The 22,336-nt window shown below is 53.6% G+C and carries 22 protein-coding genes; 8 read left to right on the forward strand and 14 right to left on the reverse strand.

Annotated elements, in window-relative coordinates; genetic code table 11:
• Window positions 1-67 precede the first annotated feature (67 nt).
• From recG to gmk, 5 genes are read right to left on the reverse strand one after another with little or no spacing between them, the layout of a single operon-like run.
• A complete protein-coding gene (recG, locus tag GV764_RS07065; protein WP_161659536.1) occupies window positions 68-2,149 on the reverse strand; it encodes an ATP-dependent DNA helicase RecG in 2,082 nt (693 codons plus the stop codon).
• Window positions 2,150-2,872, reverse strand: a complete 723-nt coding sequence (gene trmH, locus GV764_RS07070; RefSeq protein WP_161659537.1) for a tRNA (guanosine(18)-2'-O)-methyltransferase TrmH — start codon at window positions 2,870-2,872, stop codon at window positions 2,150-2,152.
• Between the two features lie 4 nt (window positions 2,873-2,876).
• Window positions 2,877-4,991 carry a bifunctional GTP diphosphokinase/guanosine-3',5'-bis pyrophosphate 3'-pyrophosphohydrolase gene (gene spoT, locus GV764_RS07075; protein ID WP_161659538.1) on the reverse strand — a complete coding sequence of 705 codons (2,115 nt, stop codon included), beginning with the start codon at window positions 4,989-4,991 and terminating at the stop codon, window positions 2,877-2,879.
• A gap of 19 nt (window positions 4,992-5,010) precedes the next feature.
• A complete protein-coding gene (gene rpoZ, locus GV764_RS07080) occupies window positions 5,011-5,286 on the reverse strand; it encodes a DNA-directed RNA polymerase subunit omega (protein ID WP_002436668.1) in 276 nt (91 codons plus the stop codon).
• A gap of 54 nt (window positions 5,287-5,340) precedes the next feature.
• Window positions 5,341-5,964, reverse strand: coding sequence for a guanylate kinase (gmk, locus tag GV764_RS07085; RefSeq protein WP_125295016.1), 624 nt, complete (start codon window positions 5,962-5,964; stop codon window positions 5,341-5,343).
• A 252-nt stretch (window positions 5,965-6,216) separates the two neighbouring features.
• Here gmk and ligB point away from each other — a divergent pair, with 252 nt between their 5' ends.
• Window positions 6,217-7,902 carry an NAD-dependent DNA ligase LigB gene (gene ligB / locus GV764_RS07090; protein ID WP_161659539.1) on the forward strand — a complete coding sequence of 562 codons (1,686 nt, stop codon included), beginning with the start codon at window positions 6,217-6,219 and terminating at the stop codon, window positions 7,900-7,902.
• Here the strand turns inward: ligB and GV764_RS07095 are convergent, their stop codons facing one another.
• Window positions 7,903-9,831 (reverse strand): acyltransferase family protein, encoded by a 1,929-nt coding sequence (locus GV764_RS07095; protein ID WP_161659540.1) that lies wholly within the window; start codon window positions 9,829-9,831, stop codon window positions 7,903-7,905.
• Between the two features lie 308 nt (window positions 9,832-10,139).
• Window positions 10,140-10,757, reverse strand: coding sequence for a trimeric intracellular cation channel family protein (locus GV764_RS07100; protein WP_161659541.1), 618 nt, complete (start codon window positions 10,755-10,757; stop codon window positions 10,140-10,142).
• A 318-nt stretch (window positions 10,758-11,075) separates the two neighbouring features.
• Between GV764_RS07100 and GV764_RS07105 the strand changes: the two genes are divergently transcribed.
• Entirely contained in the window at window positions 11,076-12,518 is a 1,443-nt protein-coding gene (locus GV764_RS07105; protein ID WP_161659542.1) for a UDP-N-acetylmuramoyl-tripeptide--D-alanyl-D-alanine ligase, read from the forward strand.
• A 43-nt stretch (window positions 12,519-12,561) separates the two neighbouring features.
• Here the strand turns inward: GV764_RS07105 and GV764_RS07110 are convergent, their stop codons facing one another.
• Window positions 12,562-13,425, reverse strand: a complete 864-nt coding sequence (locus tag GV764_RS07110; RefSeq protein ID WP_144133018.1) for a YicC/YloC family endoribonuclease — start codon at window positions 13,423-13,425, stop codon at window positions 12,562-12,564.
• A 123-nt stretch (window positions 13,426-13,548) separates the two neighbouring features.
• On the opposite strand from GV764_RS07110, the gene rph reads away from it, so the two are divergent.
• Both rph and pyrE read left to right on the forward strand, forming a co-directional pair.
• On the forward strand, window positions 13,549-14,265 hold the full coding sequence (rph, locus tag GV764_RS07115) for a ribonuclease PH (protein ID WP_125295010.1): 717 nt from the start codon (window positions 13,549-13,551) through the stop codon (window positions 14,263-14,265).
• An 80-nt stretch (window positions 14,266-14,345) separates the two neighbouring features.
• On the forward strand, window positions 14,346-14,987 hold the full coding sequence (gene pyrE / locus GV764_RS07120; RefSeq protein WP_002436694.1) for an orotate phosphoribosyltransferase: 642 nt from the start codon (window positions 14,346-14,348) through the stop codon (window positions 14,985-14,987).
• A gap of 31 nt (window positions 14,988-15,018) precedes the next feature.
• Here pyrE and slmA read toward each other — a convergent pair whose 3' ends face one another.
• The 3 genes from slmA to coaBC form a co-directional block, all read right to left on the reverse strand.
• Window positions 15,019-15,615, reverse strand: a complete 597-nt coding sequence (slmA, locus tag GV764_RS07125; protein WP_125295009.1) for a nucleoid occlusion factor SlmA — start codon at window positions 15,613-15,615, stop codon at window positions 15,019-15,021.
• Window positions 15,616-15,729: 114 nt separating this feature from the next.
• Window positions 15,730-16,188, reverse strand: a complete 459-nt coding sequence (dut, locus tag GV764_RS07130; RefSeq protein ID WP_161659543.1) for a dUTP diphosphatase — start codon at window positions 16,186-16,188, stop codon at window positions 15,730-15,732.
• A complete protein-coding gene (gene coaBC, locus GV764_RS07135) occupies window positions 16,166-17,380 on the reverse strand; it encodes a bifunctional phosphopantothenoylcysteine decarboxylase/phosphopantothenate--cysteine ligase CoaBC (protein WP_161659544.1) in 1,215 nt (404 codons plus the stop codon). The genes dut and coaBC overlap by 23 nt, the downstream gene beginning before the upstream one ends.
• A gap of 165 nt (window positions 17,381-17,545) precedes the next feature.
• Here coaBC and radC point away from each other — a divergent pair, with 165 nt between their 5' ends.
• The 4 genes from radC (at window position 17,546) to mutM (ending at window position 19,743) form a co-directional block, all read left to right on the forward strand.
• Complete coding sequence (gene radC / locus GV764_RS07140; protein WP_161659545.1) at window positions 17,546-18,220, forward strand: RadC family protein; 675 nt, start codon at window positions 17,546-17,548, stop codon at window positions 18,218-18,220.
• 216 nt (window positions 18,221-18,436) lie between these two features.
• Complete coding sequence (gene rpmB, locus GV764_RS07145; protein WP_002436699.1) at window positions 18,437-18,673, forward strand: 50S ribosomal protein L28; 237 nt, start codon at window positions 18,437-18,439, stop codon at window positions 18,671-18,673.
• A 20-nt stretch (window positions 18,674-18,693) separates the two neighbouring features.
• The gene (gene rpmG, locus GV764_RS07150) at window positions 18,694-18,861 is read left to right on the forward strand and encodes a 50S ribosomal protein L33 (protein WP_002436700.1); all 168 of its coding nucleotides are present in this window, start codon (window positions 18,694-18,696) and stop codon (window positions 18,859-18,861) included.
• 72 nt (window positions 18,862-18,933) lie between these two features.
• A complete protein-coding gene (mutM, locus tag GV764_RS07155) occupies window positions 18,934-19,743 on the forward strand; it encodes a bifunctional DNA-formamidopyrimidine glycosylase/DNA-(apurinic or apyrimidinic site) lyase (protein ID WP_161659546.1) in 810 nt (269 codons plus the stop codon).
• 7 nt (window positions 19,744-19,750) lie between these two features.
• Here the strand turns inward: mutM and coaD are convergent, their stop codons facing one another.
• From coaD to waaA, 3 genes are read right to left on the reverse strand one after another with little or no spacing between them, the layout of a single operon-like run.
• Window positions 19,751-20,239, reverse strand: coding sequence for a pantetheine-phosphate adenylyltransferase (coaD, locus tag GV764_RS07160; RefSeq protein ID WP_125295004.1), 489 nt, complete (start codon window positions 20,237-20,239; stop codon window positions 19,751-19,753).
• Entirely contained in the window at window positions 20,236-21,012 is a 777-nt protein-coding gene (locus GV764_RS07165; RefSeq protein ID WP_161659547.1) for a glycosyltransferase family 2 protein, read from the reverse strand. The genes coaD and GV764_RS07165 overlap by 4 nt, the downstream gene beginning before the upstream one ends.
• The gene (waaA, locus tag GV764_RS07170; protein ID WP_161659548.1) at window positions 21,012-22,286 is read right to left on the reverse strand and encodes a lipid IV(A) 3-deoxy-D-manno-octulosonic acid transferase; all 1,275 of its coding nucleotides are present in this window, start codon (window positions 22,284-22,286) and stop codon (window positions 21,012-21,014) included. The genes GV764_RS07165 and waaA overlap by 1 nt, the downstream gene beginning before the upstream one ends.
• Window positions 22,287-22,336 lie beyond the last annotated feature (50 nt).

A 22,336-nucleotide genomic window follows, 5' to 3' on the forward strand; every position in this document is an offset into this window, starting at 1 on the left:
AATTGCCCGGGAACAGGAGCAAATCAGGCGTTAACCGCATTTGCCGGGGTTTAACAAGGGGTGAAATTCAGGCGTTGGAATAGCGTTCTGTTTCGGGCATCCAGCGTTCAATTAATGCGGCTGCCTGCTGTGGGTAACGGTCGTGAATATGGCGTGCAATGCGCTGGACTTCAGGGATCAGCGCCTGATCCCGTAATAAATCGGCGACTTTGAATTCCGCATTGCCGGTCTGGCGGGTGCCCAGTAATTCGCCAGGACCGCGTATTTCCAGGTCTTTTTGCGCAATGACAAAGCCATCATTGCTGTCGCGCAATACCTGAAGACGCAACTGCGCTGTTTTGGAAAGCGGAGATTTATAGAGCAGTACACAATGGGAGGCTACCGCACCGCGTCCGACCCGGCCCCTGAGCTGATGAAGTTGCGCAAGGCCGAGACGCTCCGGGTTTTCAATAATCATCAGGCTGGCATTGGGCACATCAACCCCAACCTCAATCACCGTAGTGGCGACCAGCAGATGCAGCTCTCCCTGTTTGAACGCCTTCATGACGCTCTGTTTTTCCTGAGGTTTCATCCGGCCATGCACCAGGCCAACCTGCAATTCCGGCAGAGCGATTTTAAGCTCTTCCCAGGTGGCTTCTGCGGCTTGCGCTTCGAGAAGATCGGACTCCTCAATTAACGTACAGACCCAGTAAGCCTGGCGGCCTTCGTTAATACAGGCATTACGCACGCGCTCAATAATGTCGGCGCGCCGCGTATCGGCGATGGCGACCGTCGTGACCGGGGTGCGTCCGGGGGGTAACTCATCAATAACCGAGGTATCCAGATCCGCGTAAGCCGTCATTGCCAGGGTTCGTGGGATAGGCGTAGCGGTCATAATCAACTGGTGAGGATGGAAGCCCTGCTGTTGGCCCTTCTCCCACAACGCTAACCGTTGATGAACGCCAAAGCGGTGTTGCTCATCGATAATCACCAGTGCCAGGCCGTTAAACTGTACGTGCTCCTGGAAAATGGCATGAGTGCCCACCACCATCTGCACCTGGCCGCTGGCGATCGCGTCCTGTTGCGCAATCCGCGCTTTGCCTTTTTGTTTACCCGCCAGCCAGCCAACCTGGATGCCCAGCGGTTCAAACCAGGCGGAAAAATTGCTGGCATGCTGCTCGGCAAGCAGCTCCGTGGGAGCCATCAGCGCGACCTGTTTGCCATTAGCGATGGCGCGTAACGCGGCTAGCGCCGCCACCAGGGTTTTACCTGAACCGACATCGCCCTGCACCAGACGCATCATCGGGAAATCCAGCGCCATATCGTGCTCGATTTCCGAGACCACGCGCTGCTGCGCGCCGGTCGGGCTAAAGGGCAGCGCAGCCAGTAATTGCTGCTTGAGCGCGTCATTGGCGGCAAGCGGTTGCGCATGATAGCGCTGCGCGCCAGCCCGCAATGCCAGCATACTCAGGTTATGGGCCAGTAATTCTTCCAGGATCAGACGATGCTGGGCAGGATGTTTACCGCTTTCCAGTTCGGCCAATTCCATCGTGGGCGGTGGGCGGTGGAGCGTGCGCAGCGCGTCCGGCAGGCTCATCATGCCCTGAGCGAGTTCGGGGGGCAGAAGCTCGGCGATAGCGCAGGTATCCAGCAGTTCCAGCGCCTGATCGGTGAGCTTGCGCAGCGTCGCCTGCTTAATGCCTTCAGTAGTGGGGTAAACCGGGGTAAGCGTTTCCTGTAATGCCGGCGCGCTCTGATCGCCCTGGATGCGATACTCAGGATGGATCATTTCCGCGCCGTATTTCCCGCGTTTCGCCTCCCCATAGGCCAGTACGCGACGGCCCGTCGTCAGGCTGTTTTTCATTGCGGCATTAAAGTTGAAAAAACGCATCGTCAGGATGCCGGTGCCGTCGCTAATCTGGCAGGTCATCATGCGACGCCCGCCAAAAGTGATATTACTGTTCAGGACTTCGCCTTCCACCGTGGCGTAAATACCCGGTAGTAGTTCGCCAATAGGGTAAAGCTGGGTGCGATCTTCGTAACGCAGGGGGAGGTGAAGCAACAGGTCCTGAACGGTATGCAAACCGATCTTCGCCAGCTTGCTGCTCTGGCTTGCCCCAACGCCCGTCAGAGCGCTAAGCGGCACGGCGTCGAGCAAGCGGCCTTTCATTCAGGCAGGGTCCTTGATAGCGCGACGAGCGGGTTCATTCCCGGCTTGCATGGTAGCCCACCATGTCTCATCAGCTTCAATCTCGCCAAACTCATTCACGCGCGGATAGGGTAACCCCTTACGTTTGGCGACTTTTGCCAGCACCGGATAACCGCCTTCGAACAGTAGCCGCTGCTGTTCTTCATCGGCAAGCGTGCTGTTTTCTCGCTGGTACATCCCGGCGTTCTGCCGCTGGCGCTGTGCTTCATACAGGATCAACGCGCTGGCGACCGATACGTTCAGGGATTGCACCATCCCGATCATCGGAATAATGATGTCCCGATCCGCCAGCTCAAGGGCCTGTTGCGTGATGCCGGTTTTTTCCTGACCCATCAGAATGCAGGTTGGCCGGGTATAGTCGATTTCGCGGAAATCGACAGCTTTATCAGAAAGGTGCGTGGCGAGGATTTGCATCCCGCGGCCTTTTAACTGGCCGACGGCGTCCTGAATGGTGCGATGGGTTTTCACCTCGACCCAGCTATTGCTGCCCGCAGCGGAGGAGGCCATGGTGCTCATACGGCTGCCTGGCCATACGGCATGCACTTCATGCACGCCGACGGCGTCGGCGGTCCGAATAATCGCTGAAACGTTATGGGGCTTATGGACCTGCTCCATGCAGACCGTCAGGTCAGGCTGGCGCCTGGCGAGCATCTCGCGGATACGCGCATAACGCTGTGGATTCATAAGGTTAGTTTCGGTTACGGGTGACTTTAATCACATCAGGCATGACGCGAATTTTACGCATGATATTCGCCAGCTGGATGCGGTCGCGCGCCGTCAGACGGATAAACGCGCTATAGACGCGCCCGTCTTTCTCTTCGGTGTTCAGGCTCTGAATATTTGAACCGGCAGTGTTAATGGCTGCGGTCAGATTCGCCAGCGCGCCCTGATGATTGAACATATCAACCTTAATTTCGGTGATAAATTCCTGCTCAATCTCTTTATCCCACTCCACCGCCATAAACTTCTCAGGCTCTTTCTGATAGCCACGGATATTACGGCAGGATTCATGGTGGATCACCAGACCTTTACCCGGGCTGACGTGAGCGACAATCGGGTCGCCTGGAATAGGTCGGCAGCACTTGGCGAAGGTAATCAGAACGCCGTCTGCGCCTCTGATGGGCAGCGTACTGTGACCGGATGCGACAGAATGCGGCGCGGATGACGCCTCGCCCTGGAACAGGTTTTTAGCCACAACCACGCTCATGGCATTGCCAAGACCGATTTCTGCCAGCAGATCGTCCAGCGTCGCCAGCTTCATGCGCTCCAGTTCGCGTTGAATATTTTCCGGCGGGATTTCCGCCAGTTTCTTACTGCCGCCCAATGCGTGGTTTAGCAGACGGCGGCCCAGGCTGACGGAATCGTCGCGCTTGAGGTTTTTCAGCATCTGGCGGATTTTCGCGCGTGCTTTCGAACTCACCACAAAGTTCAACCAGGCGGCGTTGGGACGGGCGCCCGGCGCGGTAATGATTTCGACGGTCTGACCGCTGGAAAGCGACTGCGACAGCGGATAGGGCTGACGGTCAACGCGCGCGCCGACGCAGGCGTGGCCGATATCGGTATGCACCGCATAGGCGAAATCCACGGGCGTCGCGCCAGCCGGCAGTTCGACAATGCGTCCTTCCGGGGTGAAAACGTAAATCTCATCCGGGAACAGATCGGATTTTACGCTCTCGATAAATTCAAACGAGCTGCCCGCACTCTGCTGAAGTTCCAGCAGGCTTTGCATCCAGCGCTGGGCGCGGATTTGCGCGGTAGTGCTGCTTTCACCGTGCTCTTTATAAGCCCAGTGCGCCGCCACCCCCATTTCCGCCATCTGATCCATATCTTCGGTGCGAATTTGCACTTCAACCGGCACGCCGTGCGGGCCAATCATCGAGGTATGGAGCGACTGATAGCCGTTTGCTTTGGGAATAGCGATGTAATCTTTCACGCGGCCCGGGCGCGGTTTATACAGGCTGTGCATCTGGCCCAATACGCGATAGCAGGTGTCCATATCCTGGACGATCACGCGGAAGGCGTAGATATCCATGATGGAGTGGAACCGCTGCTCTTTCAGCACCATTTTGCAGTAAATGGAATAGAGGTGTTTTTCGCGACCGCTCACGCGGCAGGGAATCCCCGCTTCCTGCAACCGCCCGTCTATCTCCGCGAGGATTTTCTGGATCATCTCCTTACGGTTGCCGCGCGCGGCTTTCACCACTTCTTTAATCACGCGATAACGGTTCGGATAGAGCGCCTCGAAACCCAGTTCTTCCAGCTCGGTTTTCAAATGATGAATACCAAGACGGTGGGCCAGCGGGCTATAGATTTCCAGGGTTTCACGGGCGATGCGGCGACGTTTATCCGGGCGTAATGAGCCCAGCGTGCGCATATTGTGGGTACGGTCAGCGAGTTTGATGAGAATGACGCGGATATCCTGCACCATCGCCATAATCATCTTGCGAAAGTTTTCGGCCTGCGCCTCTTTCTTATCGCGGAACTTCAGCTTATCAAGCTTGGATACCCCTTCGACCAGTTCAGCAACGCTTTTACCAAACAGTTGCTCCATATCCTGGTAAGTCGCAGGGGTATCTTCGATCACATCATGCAGAAGCGCGGCCATGAGCGTTTCGTAGTCGAGTTTCATCTCGGCCAGAATGCAGGCGACAGCGACGGGATGGGTGATATAGGGTTCACCGCTTGAGCGTGTTTGACCCTCGTGGGCATCACGCGCAACAAGGTATGCCTGCTGCAGACGTTTAATCTGGTCTGGCGGCAGGTAGTGTTGAATCAGTTGATTCAGGCTTTCAAACAGATACAAGGGCGACCCGACAGGTTAATTAACGACGGCCTTCAGCGATAGCGGTCACAGCCTGCAGTTCGGCGGCTTCCTGCTCTTGCTGCTCCTGACGATCGCGAACATCAAGGATCTGATTGGTGATCAGGCCTTCTTCGATTTCGCGCAGTGCAATCACGGTCGTCTTATCGTTTTCTTCCGGTACCAGCGGATCTTTACCGCCAACCTGCATCTGACGAGCGCGACGCGCAGCGACAAGTACCAGGTCAAAACGGTTACCAATTTTCTCTACAGCGTCCTGAACAGTTACGCGTGCCATATATAAAAAGCTCCACAGATGAAGAAATGACTGGGCATGATACTGAAACTATCTTCAGTCTGCCAATAGTTTGGTGATTAAAGCGTCATGTCGCTGCTTCTGGCGGCTCATACGCAGACGTTCGGCGCGCAGAATCGTTTTTAAATCCGCCAGCGCCGTATCGAAATCATCATTGATGATTAAATAATCATACTCTGCGTAATGGCTCATCTCAGCAACGGCCTGAGCCATACGTTTTGCGATAACCTCTTCGCTGTCCTGACCGCGGCCACGCAGGCGTCTGTCCAGCTCATCCTTCGACGGCGGCAGAATAAAAATGCTGCGCGCCTGGGGCATCTTCTGGCGAATTTGCTGCGCGCCCTGCCAGTCGATATCCAGGAACACGTTTACGCCTGTCGATAATACCTGCTCGATGGTCTCACGAGAGGTGCCGTAGTAATTTCCGAAAACTTCGGCATGCTCCAGAAAGGCTTCCCGGGCAATCATTGCTCTGAACTCTTCATGGTTTACAAAAAAGTAATGCTCACCATGCACTTCACCCGGACGTGGATTACGGGTGGTGTGTGAAACAGAAACTTGCGTGTCGTACAGCGGTTGCGTTTTTAATAAAGCCTGAATAAGGCTGGATTTTCCCGCGCCGCTGGGAGCGGAAACAATATAAAGCGTGCCTTGAGCCATGGGTGTCTTAACGATTCGGTATGCAAAAGGAAGAGTGTATACCGGCTTATTATACACGCCGATACGCAACGACGTAGCCCCCGTCACACTTTTCCCACGGTTTCGTTGCTTTTTGCGCGAAATCTCGCGCTTTCCTGCATCGATTTGTCCTCGACCTGAAATACGCTGGACGCTTTCTCGCATAGCGTCATTCTGACGCATGACCTGGCGCCCTCGCTGATATATATCGATGGCATGACTCAGGGAGGCGCTATGAAGGGATATACATTAATTATGCTGATGCTGTTTTCCACGAGGGGTTATTGCGATTGCCCTGTATGGACGGAGGGACGAGCAACCCAGGAAATGACGGCGCTGAAACAGCAATTAAAAGAATGGGATAACGCATACTGGCAGCAGGGCGAGAGCAAGGTAAGCGATGAAACCTATGACGATTTGCGTACCCAGTTGCTGCAATGGGAGGGGTGTTTCCCGCAATTGCTCAGCCACGAAAAAGCGATAACGGCAAAAGGCGGAAACGTCGCCCATCCTGTGGCGCATACCGGGGTACGTAAAGCGGCAGATAAAAATGCGCTTGCTGAATGGATGCAGAACCGCGAGGCGCTATGGGTTCAGCCGAAAGTCGATGGCGTGGCGGTAACGTTGGTCTATCGTAATGGCGAACTGGTACAAGCCATTAGCCGGGGCGATGGGCTAAAAGGGCAATCATGGCTTGAAAAAGCCAACGCGATCCCCGGCATTCCAAAAGCAACCACCGGTCCGCTGGCGAATAGCGTTTTGCAAGGCGAGATTTTTCTTCGTCAGCCTGACCATATTCAGCTACGTTCAGGCGGCCTTAACGCACGAGCCAAAGTCGCTGGGGCGATGCTCCGACATGGCGCTTCGCCGCTGCTGAGCGAACTGGGCATTTTTATCTGGGGATGGCCCGGCGGACCGAAAGCAATGCCTGAACGGCTACAGCGTCTGGCGGAGGGCGGATTCCCGTTAGCTCTGCAATGGTCCTGGCCTGTGGCAGATTCTAACGACGTCGAGAACTGGCGCAAACGCTGGTTTACCAGCCCGCTGCCGTTTGTGACCGATGGTGTTGTCGTCCGGCAGAGCCGGGAGCCGGAGGCGCAAAACTGGCAACCGGGCCAGGGAGAGTGGCTTATCGCCTGGAAATACGATCCTGAAGCCCAGGCCACTCAGGTTCGTGATGTGCATTTTTCCGTCGGGCGTAGCGGGAAAATTTCCGTGGTGGCGCTGCTTGAGCCAGTAAAAGTAGATGATAAACAAATCAAACGGGTCAATATTGGCTCTGTTCGCCGCTGGCAGAAATGGGATATCGCACCGGGCGATCGGGTGCTCGTCAGCCTGGCAGGGCGGGGGATCCCGCAAATTAAAAACGTGATTTGGCGTGGCGTTGAACGGCACAAACCGCAGCCGCCCGAACAGAGCCCTTATCATTCGTTAAGCTGTTTTTATTACACGACAGATTGCCGTGAGCAGTTTTTATCGCGGCTTGTCTGGATAAGTTCGTCATCAGTATTGGTAATATCTGGGTTGAATCGGGCGGGTTGGCAACAGTTGGTTGATACTTTTCACTTTGAGCACATTTACTCGTGGTTGGCGTTGACCCAACAGCAATTACAGGGCGTGCCCGGCTTTTCAGCCAAGCGTGCCCTTGAGATGCGGCATCGGTTTAACCTGGTTCGCCAGCAGCCTTTCCGGCTGTGGCTGAAATCGCTGGGTATGCCTATACCGGCATCGGCAATGAATACGCTTGCGGATAGCGACTGGCCCACTCTCGCTCATCGCGACGAACCCAGTTGGCAAAAGCTACCGGGCATCGGAGCGGAGCGGGCACGAAAGCTGGTGCAGTTTACGCGGTATCCGCACATTGCTTCGCTCGCATCCTGGTTAGCGAGTCAGGGCGTTGAGGGGTTTGGTTCCCGCTAATCAAGGCGAAGACGTGGCGAATATTTCGGCAAACATCGGAACTAAGCTTTTATTACCGGATTCGCTGAGGTGGTTATCATCAAAATAAAGAGGTCGTAATGACTGACTGCCATAGCAAACTCCGGAGCGACATAACTGACGAGTGGGATCGAGAATTTTTACCCCACACTGTTTTGCCGCCTGATCCTGAGCATCAATAATCGTTTTATTGCGCTGATTATAAACAGACAGCTCTGCGGTCACGTCTTCGGGTTTTTTCCCAAACATAAGCGCGTGCGATAAAACCCTGGGGACATTATGAGGCATTTCTGGTATTGGCTTGACCAGATAAACCTGACGCTGCTGGCTTAATTCGCATGCTGTATTAATCAGGCTTTGTGCGAATTGTTGAGAGTAAATATCATTAACTGGGTTATCGAATGTAACCAGCTTATTTCCCACGTAATGCGTAATGCGGTTAACAATAATCACCGGGACATTTTCCGGGTATTCGCTGAGTTTATTCAATAAAGACTGATTGAATTTATCGCAGCCTTTATGTTTTACGCGATGCGCGTTAAACAGCGTCGGGCAACCTGAATAAGTTAATCCCATTACTGAACCGTAAGGGGTTGCCGCCTGAGCCAAAGCGGTTACGGTAGCTTCGGCGTGGCTGTCCCCGACCATGATAGCTTTTAGCGGTCCCTGACCATAATAACTTACTCCAGAGGTAGTATCCGCTGCATAGTTTTTATTAACCGCTTCCCTTGCGATGCTATCCATCAGTTGATTGGGATGGTTAGTAATAATTTCTTTTTTCGCCAGTGTGCTGACGCCATAAATCGTCAAAACAGCGCTAAAAATGAGAGCCCAGAATTGGGGTTTTGAAAACCGGCTTAACGATTTTTTTGCCGGATTTTCAATTAATAACCATGAAAGGTAACCCGCGACCACGGAAGCGCAGATACCCGCTACAATCCATTTAACGTTATGCTGCCTGTCTGCATAGCTCAACATTACAACTACAGGCCAGTGCCATAAATAGATTGAATAAGAACTTAATCCCAGCCACTGAACGCTCCGGCCAACCCGTGTAGAGTAATATTGCTCGTTACCCAAAATAACGAACATTGTGCCGAGTACCGGTAGCCATGTATAAAAAGATGGCCATTGCATGGCGGGTTTTATAAAAGCGATACTCCCAAAAATGACAAGATAGCCGAACGCAGTAAGGGCAAACTTTATCTGCGAAGGCCATTTATTTTTGGCAAGGTGCCATACCAGTCCGCCGCAGAGCATTTCCCATGCGCGAAACGGCATAAGATAAAAGGTAGACGCAGTGTATTTGTCATTAACACAGAAGAGGGCAGTAAAAGATGCAAGCGTCAGTAAGACCATCGTTACGCTGGGATGGATTTTATCCCGAAAGCGATAGGCAGCAATAAGAACAAGCGGCAAAACCAGGTAAAACTGCCATTCAACAGATAATGACCAGGTATGCAAAAACCAGTTTTCGTGGCTGTCTGCAGTAAAATACCCCGCCGTGTCTTTATTAAGCTTGATATTAGAAATAAATAAAACGACATAACTGATATATTGGCCGACGGCCTTAAACTCCAGTGAGGGGAACCATAACCAGGAGAATAAGAACAGCACAGCGCACATAAAATATAATGCTGGTATGATTCTTTTACAGCGAGCAATATAAAAAGTGAATAAATTAAAATTCCCGGCTTCTTGCCCGCCGCATATAATTTTTGTCATCAAAAAACCTGAGACAACAAAGAAAATATCAACCCCTGCAAATCCGCCTGGAACCCACGACGGCGCAAAGTGGTAGGCAACAACAGCAGCAATCGCTATTCCACGGAGAAGATTGATATCATGCCGAAAACCCTCGGTAAGGGTTAAACGTTCGGCATTATCCAGAGGTAAGCTAATGTGCGCCATGAAATTTCCTGCAGGGAAGGTTACCCGGCGGATTTTATCATAAACCGCATGAATGTTTATGTGTTGTATTGCAAATATTATTGTATGATTTTTTAAGGAAAAGTAATAAGATTACTTTAATTAATAAAAGTGCCTTATAGCATGGCTATGTAATATAGTTGTCACGCATAGTATGCGGTCTGGCGAGCGGTTATGGCTTAACAGGCGCATAACCACATTGTTTAAGGTGTTTATAGGGGGGTAAATAGTTATGGCTATTTAACAATTGCGATACGCCCTTCGTAAAGCCAGCGTTTAATAGAAACCATTCAATGCCCACCATGCGAATAGGCAAAAACGGGCAGGCCAAGCTTATATCTCAACGCCAGCAAACGAGCGGTAAAACCAAACAATAGCGTGCTGATAATTACCATGTCCTGATTAGACACGTAATGTTGCAGAGCCAGATAAAGTATTGCCGCAGCAAAAGAAATTCCCGCATATAACTCTTTCTGAAACACCAGTGGAATGCGCTTGCAGAACATATCGCGCAGTACGCCACCAAATACGCCAGTGACGACGGCGGCGATGGAGGCAATTACCGGCCCCTCTCCCATTTCCAGCGCCACCTGCGCGCCGATAATTGAAAAGACAATCAAACCCAGTGCGTCAAGCACAAGGAAAAGACGGCGCAGATAGGGCATCACCGGCGCAACGAGCGTTGTTAACACGGCGGCGGTAGCCACAATAATGACGTATTCAGGGTGTTTTACCCAGCCCAGTGGATAATGTCCGAGCAGAATATCGCGTACCGATCCGCCGCCAAGCGCCGTGGCCGTTGCAATGATGATAACGCCAAACGTATCCATGCGACGGCGGCCTGCCGCCAGCGCGCCTGTCATCGCTTCTGCGGTGATACCAACCAGATAAAGAATATGAAGCAGCATTGTGACCCTCCAGGATAAGCACGAAAGGGTAGCGTTTTGTGCGTTATGTCACGATTGAGATTTTCTAACAATAACCATTCGAATTAGAAAAAATAATTTATATATTATTTTTTTATCGTTTTAATTAAGGTATATGCGAGTTAAATACATTTTTGTGTTATAAAAAATCTAATCTGTAACGGCGAGGGCGAAATCTCCAGCGCTACGTTGCGCGCCGATCGTTTTTAACGCTTCTCCTTGGCGCGCGATGGGTTTATTAATACGATAAGGCCCTCGCAGTTCTTTCCACCCCATCCAGGCACAGGCTGATACAACTCTATGGAAGAAATTCATCACAACGTAACGAGTCTGGCCTGCGCCGACGATGCTGGTGAGAACGGTTTCTGGACAGCGCACCATGTTACCCTGGCGACTGGCGGCGAATGGCTCCGCCAGCCTCATCAAGAATGGACCGCGACGGGGTTATCTATTTATGCTCCGGCCATGCAGCCAGGCAATATGGCGGTTATTCGCACGGAAGTAGATAAATGTGGTATGCCAGAAACGGCGATTCACGCCATGTCACCGCCGCCGGCGTGTCTTATCACAACCGCTCCGGAAGAACTGACTGATCCACAGCTTCCGCTATTAAAAATCACCGATGCTACCGAAGCCGTACTGGCGTTAGGACGTTACGCGCGTAATCAGATGATGGGGAAGGTTATCGGCGTAACCGGTAGCGCAGGCAAAACCACCTGTGTCGCGATGCTGGCTGACGCGCTTTCGCCCTGGGGGCCGGTTTGCAAAAGTGCGTTTAATGCGAATCTTCCTCGCGGCGTGGCATGGAATCTGGCTTCTGTACCGTGGAATACGCCTTATACCGTGCTGGAAATGGCTATTGGACGTATGGCTGTTAGCTCCCGTATGGCGCGCCCGCATATCGCCGTTTTTACCAATGTTCAGCCTGCGCATTTAGGTGAAAAAGACACGCTTCGCGATATTGCGATTACCAAAAGCGCCATTTTTTTAGGGATGTCGCCGGGGAGTATCGCCATTCTTAACCGGGATATGCTGGAATGGGAAACGGTGCGCGAAGCTGCCGAAAAGCGTCAACTCACTATCCTGACCTATGGTACCCACAGCGACTGTGATTTTCGCCTCCTTAGCTATGAAGCGGCAGGCCATCGCGTAACGGTGAATGCGCAGGGGCAAAAACTGACTTATCAGCTCGGTGCCGGCGGTAAACATATGGCTATCAACAGTCTGGCTGTGCTGGCGACAGTCTCGGCGTTACATCTTCCCCTTGCGCCAGCGATTAAACAACTCGCTAAATTCCAGGCGCTGGCGGGGAGAGGTGCTGAAAAATCGCTTCATCTTCAGGGGCGGAAAATAATGATGATCGACGATGCCTACAACGCTAATCCCGGCTCAATGGCGGCAGCGCTGGAAAAACTTAGCGAAACGCAAACGTCAGGACGCCGTATTGCCGTGCTTGGCGAGATGGCTGAGTTGGGCAGCAATGCGGAACGCTATCATACGGACCTTGCCGCGCTGATTAACCATTCGAAAATCGAACAAGTATATTTGTCAGGAGAGACCTATAACGCCTGCTGGCAGTTACTGGAGCAGGGCCGTCAAGGAGGGCATGTTACAACGCATCTGGCGCTGAAACCGCTGCTGCTGGAGGCGCTTCAGGAGGGGGACGTAATATTGTTTAAAGGGTCGCACAGTACGCGTATTCACGAACTGGTCCGCTGGCTGGAAGCGCAATCAGCGCAGTGAAGATAAGAGGCCAGCAGAGAGTAGGCCTCTTATTGTTTTGAAATTACTCGATATTCTGGATCTGTTCGCGCATTTGCTCGATCAGCACTTTTAATTCAATCGCAGAGTTCGTGACATCGGCATTAATTGATTTTGATGCCAGCGTGTTCGATTCGCGGTTGAACTCCTGCATCATAAAATCAAGACGGCGGCCTACAGCCTCTTTTTTCTTGAGGATGTTGTAGGTCTCTTTGACATGCGCTTCCAGGCGATCGAGCTCTTCCGCCACATCAACGCGCTGCGCCAGCAATACCAGTTCCTGCTCGAGGCGATTATTTTCCAGCTGCACCTGGGCGTCTTCGAGTTTGGCGACCAGTTTGTCGCGCTGCCACTGCATGATTTCCGGCATATGGGCACGAACGTTTTTCACTTCAGTGCTTACGCCTTCAAGCCGCTGTTCAATCAGGGCTTTCAGCGCCTGGCCTTCCGTTTCGCGGGCGACGATAAAGTCATCCAGCGTGGCATCCAGCGTGGCGAGGATTTCCGCCGCAATCGCATCCAGATCCTGCTCCTGAGCCGCCATCACGCCAGGCCAGCGCAGGATATCAACCGGGTTGATTTCGCCTTCATCGCTTTGCATTTTCACCCAGTTCGCCGCAGCGACCAGCTGTTTTGCCAGCTTTTCGTTGAGGATCAACTCGCCCTGGGCGCTGGAGTCAGGCTCATAACGCAGATTGCATTCGATTTTACCGCGGGTCAGACGGTTGCGAATACGCTCGCGAACGACGGGCTCAAGGCTACGAAATTGCTCCGGCAGACGAATATAGGTTTCCAGGTAGCGCTGATTCACGGAGCGCAATTCCCAGGCGGCGCTGCCCCATTCACCCTTGGTTTCACGCCGGGCGTAGGCGGTCATACTGCGGATCATAGATGTTCCCGTTTGATGAGAATGATGAGGGGATTATAGCCACCGATGGCCTGGCAGGATAGGAATAAGCGCCCGAAGTCCGTATAATGCGCAGCCACATTCGTTCTAAGCCGGAGAAAACCCATGCGTCCAGCTGGTCGTAGCGCCAATCAGGTGCGCCCTGTCACTCTGACACGTCATTATACTAAACACGCTGAAGGTTCCGTGCTGGTCGAGTTTGGCGATACCAAAGTCCTGTGCACCGCTTCCATTGACGAAGGCGTGCCGCGCTTTCTGAAAGGCCAGGGTCAGGGATGGATCACGGCGGAATACGGCATGTTGCCTCGCTCTACCCATACCCGTAACGCGCGCGAAGCGGCTAAAGGCAAGCAGGGCGGAAGAACGCTGGAAATCCAGCGGCTGATTGCCCGTTCTCTGCGTGCCGCCGTCGATCTCAAAGCGCTGGGCGAATTTACCATTACCCTGGATTGCGATGTGATCCAGGCTGATGGCGGTACGCGCACCGCATCGATTACCGGTGCCTGCGTGGCGCTGGCGGACGCGCTGAATGCGCTGGTGGCGAACGGCAAACTGAAGCGCAATCCGCTGAAAGGCATGGTTGCCGCTGTATCCGTTGGGATTGTTGCCGGTGAAGCGGTTTGCGATCTGGAATACGTAGAAGACTCCGCGGCGGAAACCGATATGAATGTGGTGATGACCGAAGATGGCCGCATCATTGAAGTCCAGGGCACCGCAGAAGGCGAACCCTTTACTCATGAAGAGCTGCTTGAGCTGCTGGCGTTAGCCCGCGGGGGAATCGAATCGATTGTCGCGTCGCAGAAGGCGGCGTTAGAAAATTAATCGTAAGGCGACCAGTGAGTCGCCTTTTTTTTGCCATTTATTCGTACAACTCATTTGCAAGCTTTAGAAGGAGCAAATCCATGAAACCGTATCAACGCCAGTTTATTGAATTTGCGCTCAACAAACAGGTATTGAAGTTCGGCGAGTTTACGCTGAAGTCCGGGCGTAAAAGCCCCTATTTCTTCAATGCCGGGCTGTTCAATACCGGTCGTGATCTGGCGTTGTTGGGGCGCTTTTATGCCGAGGCGCTGGTGGATTCCGGCATCGATTTTGATTTGCTGTTTGGGCCAGCTTATAAAGGCATTCCGATTGCCACCACCACGGCGGTCGCGCTTGCCGAGCACCATGACCGGGATGTGCCGTACTGCTTTAACCGTAAAGAAGCTAAAGATCATGGTGAAGGCGGCACGCTCGTAGGAAGCCCGCTGGAAGGCCGTATTATGCTGGTGGATGATGTGATTACCGCCGGTACGGCGATCCGCGAATCTATGGAAATTATTCAGGCGCACGGCGCTACGCTTGCGGGTGTGCTGATTTCCCTCGATCGCCAGGAGCGTGGGCGCGCGGACATTTCAGCGATTCAGGAAGTGGAGCGCGACTACGGTTGCCAGGTGATTTCTATCATCACGCTGAAAGATCTGATTGCGTATCTGGAAGAGCGCCCGGAAATGGCTGACCATCTGGCTGCGGTGCAGGCGTATCGCGAAGAATATGGAATTTAAATAAGTAAAAAGGCCGGAACTCCGGCCTTTTTTATTGAAGCTGTGAAGCCAGCAGCGGCCAGCGCGCGTCAAAATCCGCGGTAGGGCTGTAGCGAAACTCACTGCGCACAAACCGCGACAGCATGCCTTCGCAAAACGCCAGCAGCTGGCCAGCCAGCAGCGTCTCGTCCGTTTCATACCCTTCGCCTTCACGCATTTTTCGCTCGCGTAAAACCTGACGCAGCTGCGCTTCAATACGCTCGAACAGTTGGTTAATGCGCCCTTGCAGGCGATCCTGTTCAAACATTAACGCATGGCCGGTCAGAATGCGGGTCAAGCCGGGGTTTTTTTCACCAAATCCCAGAATCAGTAGCATGATAAGACGCAGGCGCGAGGTCGTGTCTTTCTCATCTTTGAGGATCAGGTTAATCCGGGTAATCAGGCTATCTTCGATAAACTCGATAAGACTATCGAACATACGCGTTTTGCTGGGAAAATGGCGATACAGCGCCGCTTCCGAAACGCCAACCGAGGCCGCCAGTTTTGCTGTGGTAATGCGCTGACTGCCATCGCTTGATTCAAGCATTTGTGCCAGAGATTGAAGTATTTCTTCGCGACGATTCCGTTTCGCGGTTTGTTTTTCTGCCATGATCTCAAATACCCCTGAAATAACGCAATTGTCAGGCGGCATCCACATTATTACCGCAAGCTATTGCCTGCGGTTTTGTTTGTTATTAATGGGACGCGTAACGATAGGGGCGAATTAACGCCGCCCGGAATGGCCGAAGCCGCCTTCACCACGAAGGGTGGCGTCAAAATCTTCCACCAAATTAAATTCCGCCTGAACGACGGGGACGAAGACCATCTGTGCGACACGTTCGCCCGGCTCGATGGTAAAACTATCCTGTCCACGGTTCCAGACCGAGATCATCAACTGGCCCTGATAATCAGAATCAATTAATCCCACCAGGTTACCTAACACCACGCCATGCTTATGCCCGAGGCCGGAGCGCGGCAGGATCACCGCCGCCAGCGAAGGATCGGCAATATGGATAGCCAGCCCGGTCGGTAGCAGCGTGGTAGCGCCTGGCGCCAGCTCCACGGCGGCGTCAAGGCAGGCGCGCAGATCCAGGCCCGCAGAGCCGGAAGTGGCATAAGTCGGCAGCGGAAACTCTTTGCCCACGCGCGGGTCAAGGATCTTAACGTCGATTTTTTTCATCATAACGGGTCACTATCTCGTCCAGTAAACGGTGGCCAAGGAGCGCTTTTCGCTCAAGCGGTAAAGCGAGTTCTCCATCCTGCCAGTAAAGGTGTAAAGCATTACTGTCGCTATTAAACCCCTGACCGGCTTGCGAGACATCATTGGCGCAAATCAAATCGAGGTTTTTACGGACACGTTTTTGCCGCGCATATTCTTCCACATTATTCGTTTCGGCGGCAAACCCGACGACATAAGGACGTGGGTTTTTCAGCGCAGCGACGCCAGCAACGATATCCGGGTTTTTCACCATTCTGATGACCAGTTCATCGCCCTGTTTTTTGATTTTTTCATCGGCAACGGCGGCAGCGCGGTAGTCCGCCACCGCGGCGCAGCCAATAAAAATTTGCTGTTGTTGGGCGCGCGCCTGTACGGCGGCTTCCATTTCCAGGGCAGTCGTCACGTCGATACGCTCAACGCCCGCAGGGGTCGGCAGAGAGACCGGCCCGCTCACAAGGGTGACGTGGGCACCGCGCGCCGCCGCCGCCGTTGCAATGGCGAAACCCATCTTGCCTGAGCTGTGATTAGTGATGTAACGCACCGGGTCGAGCGGCTCGCGGGTGGGGCCGGCGGTTATCATGATGTTCAAATGTTGCAGATCGTTGACAGGCGAAAAATGGGCAACCGCCATATCCACCAGCACCAGCGGATCGAGCATACGCCCCGGCCCCACGTCGCCGCACGCCTGGCTGCCGCTATCCGGCCCCCAAATCATCATCCCGCGCTCGGCGAGCACGTTGAGATTATGCTGGGTGGCGAGATTACGATACATCTGCTGGTTCATTGCCGGGACGACGGCGATGGGCGCAGGGGTAGCGAGGCAGATGGTGGTGACTAAATCATTCGCCATACCCGCCGCGACACGAGCGATTAAATCCGCCGTCGCCGGGACGAGCATCACTAAATCCGCCCATTTACCCAGTTCGATGTGACCCATGGCCGCTTCTGCCGCCGGGTCCAGCAAACTGTCTGAAACAGGGTAACCCGATACGGCTTGCAGACTCATGGGGGTGATAAAGGCTTTAGCCGCCTCCGTCATGGCCACCCGGACATCCGCGCCGCGCTCGCGCAGACGCCGCACCAGGTCTGGTGTTTTATAAGCAGCGATGCCGCCGCTTACCCCGAGAACAATTTTTTTACCGGCAATACCCGTCATAACCTGTTCCTGTCGCCGTATCGGAAAGCGGCTATTTTATCACATTCCCGAAAAGGGCGGACGTTGAGTAAAAATGAGTTTGCGAGATGTCGCGCAACCTCGTCACCGTCGCGTCGAGGACGCGTAAAAACTGTGCCATGATCCCCGCTACGACAAGGAGGGATAATGAGCAGAAGAAAGAAAAAGCCCTGGGATGGCCCACGCGAAAAGCTACAGCGCTCCGGCGCAAAATCCCTGACAGACGTTGAATTACTGGCGATTTTCCTGCGCACCGGCAAGCGGGGTACGACGGTGATGGAGCTGGCTGAAAAATTGTACAACCACTTCGGCACGCTGCGCGGCTTATTGTCAGCCCCGCTTGACTGCTTTAAAACGATAGGCGGGGTTGGCGAGGCGACGTACACGCAATTGCGCGCTATTGCTGAGCTGGGGCGACGCTATTCTGAGTCATGGATAGAGGAAGAAAAACCGCTGTTGAGCCCGGATATGACGCGCGAGTTTTTGCAGGGACAGCTCACGGATGAAGAGCGTGAAATATTTATGGTGATCTTTATGGATAACCAGCATCGCGTGATCAAACATACCCGAATGTTTTCCGGCACGCTTAGCTATGTTGAAGTGCATCCGCGTGAAATTGTGCGGGAAGCGATGAAGGTGAACGCCGCCGCGGTGATCCTTGCCCATAATCATCCGTCAGGCCATTCCGAGCCCAGTCTCGCGGATAAATCGATTACTGAGCGCATCATAAAATGCTGTGATTTCATGGATATTCGTGTGCTCGATCATCTGGTCATTGGCCGTGGGGAGTACGTTTCGTTTGCCGAACGGGGCTGGATTTAGATAAGTTTCAGCGATCCAAAGGGATCTTTGTCTGTTCGGGACTTGAGCACCCGGCTTACACAGCGTATACTACGCCACCTTTGAGAATCTCGGGTTTGGCATTTGGGCCTGGCAATCGTGGGTTCGCTTAGAACTGCGATAACCGGGCTGTAAAGCCTGACGAGGCGCCAATACCCCATACGAAGCTCGAGCTAATTTGATTTTTGGAGAATAGACATGTCCCGAGTCTGCCAAGTTACTGGCAAGCGTCCGGTGACCGGTAACAACCGTTCCCACGCACTGAACGCGACTAAACGCCGTTTCCTGCCGAACCTGCACTCTCACCGTTTCTGGGTTGAGAGCGAGAAGCGTTTTGTCACCCTGCGTGTATCTGCTAAAGGTATGCGTGTAATCGATAAAAAAGGCATCGATACAGTTCTGTCTGAACTGCGTGCCCGTGGCGAAAAGTACTAAGTACTTAGAGGAAATAAATCATGGCTAAAGGTATTCGTGAGAAAATCAAGCTGGTTTCTTCTGCTGGTACTGGTCACTTCTATACCACTACGAAGAACAAACGTACTAAGCCGGAAAAACTCGAACTGAAAAAGTTCGATCCAGTTGTCCGTCAGCACGTTGTATACAAAGAAGCTAAAATTAAATAATTTTAGTGATTTGTATGAAAACCCGGCTTATGCCGGGTTTTTTGCTTTCTGTCACCGTGAAAAGGAGCAACGATGCCTGAGTTACCTGAGGTGGAAACCAGCCGTCGCGGGATCGAACCGCATCTGGTCGGCGAAACCATCCTTCATGCCGTTGTGCGTAATGGCCGCCTGCGCTGGCCGGTTTCTGATGAAATCCATGCGCTCAGCGATAAACCGGTTATCAGCGTCCAGCGGCGCGCCAAGTACCTGCTGATTGAATTACCGGATGGCTGGATCATCGTTCACCTTGGTATGTCCGGTAGCCTGCGGGTACTGCCGCATGACATGCCCGCTGAAAAACATGACCATGTCGATCTGGTGATGAGCAACGGGAAAGTGCTGCGTTATACCGACCCGCGTCGCTTCGGCGCATGGCTCTGGACGCCCTCTCTGGAAGGGCATAACGTTTTAGCGCACCTTGGCCCGGAGCCGCTGAGCGATGAGTTCAATGGCGAATACCTGCATCAAAAATGCGCCCGGAAAAAAGTCGCCATCAAGCCCTGGCTGATGGATAACAAACTGGTGGTGGGCGTCGGGAATATTTACGCCAGCGAATCGCTGTTTGCCGCCGGGATCCATCCCGATAAGCTGGCGCAGGCGCTCTCAAAAGAAGAGTGTGCGTTGCTGGCAACCGCGATAAAAGCGGTGCTGTTGCGTTCGATCGAGCAGGGCGGCACCACGCTGCGCGATTTTTTACAAAGCGACGGGAAGCCGGGGTATTTTGCCCAGGAGTTACAGGTTTACGGAAGGGAAGGCGAGCCGTGCCGGGTGTGTGGAACGCCGATTCAGGCAGGTAAGCACGGGCAACGCCGCACGTACTGGTGCCGACGCTGCCAGAAGTAATGCGCGATCAGTGCCCGGCCGCCAGTTTACTGAGCAGCGCCTGGCACACTTTCTCCGGTAAAAAATGCGTGACATCTCCATGGTGGCGCGCCACTTCTTTTACCAGCGTGGAAGAGATGAACGACCACTCTTTTGATGGCATCAAAAACACGCTTTCCAGCTCGGGCATTAAATGACGATTCATGTGCGCGAGCTGCATTTCATACTCAAAATCCGCCACGGCGCGTAACCCGCGTACCAGCACATTGGCCTGCTGCGCCCGGGCGAAATTCGCCATCAAATCGCTAAACCCTACCACTTCGATGTTAGCAAGGTGGGCAGTCGCCTCTTTCGCCAGCGCCACACGCTCATCAAGCGTAAACATCGGTTTCTTACTCGGACTGGCGGCGATAGCGATAATCAGTTTGTCGAACATGCCCGCAGCACGGGTAATGATATCGATATGGCCGTTAGTGATCGGGTCAAAGGTGCCGGGATAAATCGCTTTTGTGCTCATATAGCGGTCTTTTGTGTGTAGCCGTGATTCAGCGCCCACAGCTCGGTGTATTTATTGAAGGTGTACTGGGCATTGACCACCGCCAGTAACCATCCCTGTTTGCCGTCCAGCACGCCGCCGCGAATAATCAGCGTCTTAATAAACGCGCCCAGCGTATGGCCCATAATCCCGGCGATAGAGCAGCGCTTGCCTTTCTGGTGGCGCTCCCGGGCCCAGGCATTCGCATAGTTAAGCTGCTTTTGCTGGAAGCCGGCAAAATCGCGGCAGGTCAGGTGCAGTAAATCACCTTTTAACGCGATAACGCGTGCGGCAGGCGCATCCAGCGACTCATGGACCAGATGATCATTATAGCGGTAACGTTCGCGTGGATAGAGGCGGGTGACGCGGTCAGGATACCAGCCGCTGTGACGCATAAAGCGGCCCAGGAAGTAATTACGGCGCGCAATGCTGTATACCGCGTCTGGCTGCGGATTTTCCAGTACCGCCAGAATGGCCTGTTTCAGTTCCGGCGTGACGCGCTCATCGGTATCGATCATCAAAATATAATCGCCTGTCGCCAGCGCCTGAGCGCGCTGGCGCTGGATGCCGTAGCCCGGCCAGTCGGTGGCGGTGACAACAGTCGCGCCAGCTTCATGGGCGATATCCAGCGTATTATCGGTACTGCCGGAATCAAGCAGGATGAGTTCATCAGCAAACGCCACCGAGGCCAGGCATTCTGGCAAAACGTCTCCGGCATTTTTTGCAATCATGACGACCGACAGGCGCGCAGGCATCAATGGCTCCGCTGCGGCAGATAGGGTTGCAGCAGTTGCAGCAGACGGGTCAGCGCCCCCTGGTTCTGATGCAGCACTTCTACGGCATGACGGCCATACCACAACCGATAGTCTTCATCGGTCAGCAGAGTTGAGATCTCTTTTACCAGCGCCGGGGCGTCATTAACAATAATCAAGCCACCCGCTTCCAGCAGACGTCCGCAAATGTCTTTGAAGTTGAAAATATGCGGGCCCATCAGCACCGGGATCGCATGTGCCGCAGGCTCCAGCGGGTTATGACCGCCGCGCTCTACCAGACTGCCGCCGACAAAGGCGAGATCGGCAATACCGTACAGCAGCATCAGTTCGCCCATGGTGTCGCCAATCACCACCTGGGTGCTGCTCGACGGGATTTCACCGGTGCTGCGCAGAGTAAAGCTGAAGCCCGCTTTATGTACCAGGTCCCGGGCATCTTTAAAGCGCTCCGGATGACGCGGCACCAGAATCAACAATAAATCAGGAAAGGTTTTAAGCAGCGCTTTGTGTGCCTCAAGGATAATTGCTTCTTCGCCATCGTGGGTGCTGGTGGCGATCCACACTTTACGGCGTGGTGCCCACTGGCGACGCAGCGTCACAGCGCGGGCCGCCAGTTCAGGCGTGACGGAAATATCGAATTTCAGGCTGCCGGTAATGGCGAGCTGGTTGCGCTTCAGGCCCAGCTCCAGGAAGCGATTACCGTCTTCTTCATTCTGCGCGGCGATCAGCGTGATTTTATTCAGCAAGCGGCGCATGAAACCGCGCAGCTTTTTATAACCGTTTGCGGAACGCTCAGACAGCCGGGCGTTGGCGATTGCCAACGGGATTTTGCGCTGATGTAGCGCGGCAATCATGTTTGGCCACAGCTCGGTTTCCATCACGATCACCAGCTTGGGGCGAACGTTATCCAGAAAGCGATTCATGGCGCAGGGCAAATCATAAGGCAAGTAGACGTGATGAACATCTTTGCCGAAGGCGGACTGCACGCGTTCCGAACCGGTTGGCGTCATGGTTGTGACGGTGATCGGCAGCGTCGGGTAGCGATGGCGCAGAGCGCGTACCAGCGGAATAGCCGCCAGCGTCTCGCCCACCGAAACTGAGTGCAGCAATATACCGTCAGGCGCCACCTTATTCCGGCAATAACCATAGCGTTCACCCCAGCGTTTACGGTACGCGGGAGCCTTACGGCTGCGAAGCAGCAACCGTACCCAGATGAAGGGCTGAATAAGATACAGTAAAGCGGTATACAACGATTCCAAGCGAATATCCGTTATTTTCTTAATCGGCGGGCAAATTCTAAGCATTTAAG

Origin of the sequence: Atlantibacter hermannii, from assembly GCF_009907385.1 — a bacterium.
In the GTDB taxonomy this organism is placed as follows: Bacteria; Pseudomonadota; Gammaproteobacteria; order Enterobacterales; family Enterobacteriaceae; genus Atlantibacter; species Atlantibacter hermannii_A.